Origin of the sequence: Rhizobacter sp. (assembly GCF_031412495.1) — a bacterium.
GTDB lineage: Bacteria > Pseudomonadota > Gammaproteobacteria > Burkholderiales > Burkholderiaceae_C > Schlegelella_A.
Window position 1 is genome coordinate 1 of record NZ_JANODC010000478.1, and the last position, 1980, is coordinate 1980.

A 1980-nucleotide genomic window follows, 5' to 3' on the forward strand; every position below is an offset into this window, starting at 1 on the left:
GCCGAGCGCCGGGGCGGCGGCGGCGAGGGCGACCGCCCGGCGCAGCAGCCGCTCGCCGTCCTTGCCGTCCTGCGGGTAGCGGGCGGTGCCGAGGGCGACGCCGACCGAACGCTCGACGCCGCCGACGGTGAACGGGGCGACCAGCGCGGCGCCCAGCTTTTCGGCGACGCGCTCGGCGTCCTCGGCGGCGAGGATGGAGACCAGCAGCACGGCGAATGCGTCGTCGTCGATCGCCGCGACGACGTCGCTGGCGCGCACGCCCGCACGCAGGCGCACCGCGATCTTGCGGCGCAGGACCTCCACCTCGACCGCCTCGGCGCCCTGGCCGCGCAGGCCCAGGCCTTCGATGCGCAGCGCGACGATGGCCATCGGCGAGGGCTCGCGCTCGCGCAGGGCGAGCAGCTGGCTGAGGTGCTCGACCAGCTGCTGCCGGTGCGGCAGGCCGGTGCCGAGGTCGGTCGCGTAGCCCGTCCTCTGCGCATCGTCGAGGCGCCGCCGCTCGATCGCCAGGCGAAGGCGGAGCTGACCGGCCGGCGTCGCCAGCTCGGCCGCGGCGACGACGTCGTCGGCGCCGCGGCGCAGCCAGTCGAGCGAGGCCTCGAGCGGCGGCTCGCCGAAGAGGACGATCAGTGCCGTCGCAGCGCGGATCGATTCGATCTCCTGCACCGAGCACCGGCTCGCGTCGCCGTCGAGGAGCAGCGCATCGAAGCCGGCCCCGCCCGACAGCAGCTCGCAGGCGTCGGCGATGGAAGGGGCGGCGGTCATCGCGGCGCCGCCGTGCGTGAACAGCGGCAGCGGGGCAACGAAGAGAAGGCGGAGGGCGGGCGTCATTCGGCGGGCAAGGAGGCGGAGCTTAGCGCCTGCGAAAAACGAGCGGCCGGCCATGCCCCGGCGCGGGCGCGCCGCCGCGCCACGTGGCAACCGCGCCCGCCGGTCGTCGGCCCCTGCGACCGGGGCGCGGCTCAGCGCCCGGCCGTGCTCGCGACCCAGTGCGGCGGCCACTCGCAGAAAGGCGATTGCCCGGCCCGGCCGCTCGCGCTCGCCCGCTGCAGCATCGCCTCGACCGAGCCGCGCAGGCGATCGCCCCAGGCTGCGTAGGCATCGATGGCCGCCTTGCACTGCCGGCCGGCGTTCGGCGACAGCGCCAGGGCCACCAGCCAGGCGTTGCGCGCGTCGCGGTCGCGGCCGGCCAGGGCGCTCGCGACGGCGAGCGTGCTCCAGTCGCGGACGCGCGCCTGCGGCGCCCGCGCGTCCGGCAGCGTCAGCGCGTGCAGCGCGAGCTGGCGCGCCGTCTCCGCCTGCGCCGGGCGCTGGCGCAGGAGCACGTGGGCCAGGTTGCCGGCGACATCGGCGTCGAGCGGGTTGGCGCCGAAAGCCATGCTCTGCAGGCGCAGCGCCTCGGCCGGCCGGCCACGCTGCAGCTCGGCCTGGGCTGCCTCGGCGAGCAGGCGACCGTCGTGCGGCGCCAGCGTCATGCCGCCGAACGGGTCGGCCGGCAGCCGGGCGAGGGCCGCGGCAGCGTCGGCGACGTCTTCGTCGGCCGATGCCGGCTCGCCGCGCCCGGCGATGAACAGCACGCGCAGCACCTGGCGCTCGGCCCGCTGCGCCAGACGCGGCATGTGCTGGTTCATCAGGTCGCCGGCGCGGGCGCCGAAATCGACCGGCGCGACGGTTGCCGTCGGAGCGGCGGCGCGCGGGGGCTCCGCAGGTGCACCGGTGCTCGGCCCGGAGCGCGGCAGCGTCGCGATGGCGACCGGGTCGGGCTCGCGTGCCGGGGCGCTGCGCGGCACCGAGGCCGCCTCGCCTCGTGCGGCAGCCCCCGGGAACGGATCGCGACGTGGGGTCGAGGCGACGGGGCCGGTGGGCGCCGGGCCGGCCGACGCGGAGCCCGTCGCTCCGGGACTCGCGGGACCGGTGGCCACCGGCGCCGGCGCCTGCCGCGGCAGCAGGGCACCGTCGCCGAAGGCCCGGGGCGCCGCG

Annotated in this window: 2 protein-coding genes; both read right to left on the reverse strand. The window is 78.0% G+C overall.

Going from position 1 to position 1980, the window contains the following annotated elements; all coding sequences use genetic code 11:
* The coding region (locus AC30N0_RS17840) for a GGDEF domain-containing protein (protein ID WP_489519234.1) at nucleotides 1-831 on the reverse strand (831 nt) is incomplete at its 3' end.
* A 131-nt stretch (nucleotides 832-962) separates the two neighbouring features.
* A partial coding sequence (locus AC30N0_RS17845; protein ID WP_489519235.1) for a tetratricopeptide repeat protein occupies nucleotides 963-1980 on the reverse strand: 1018 nt, incomplete at its 5' end.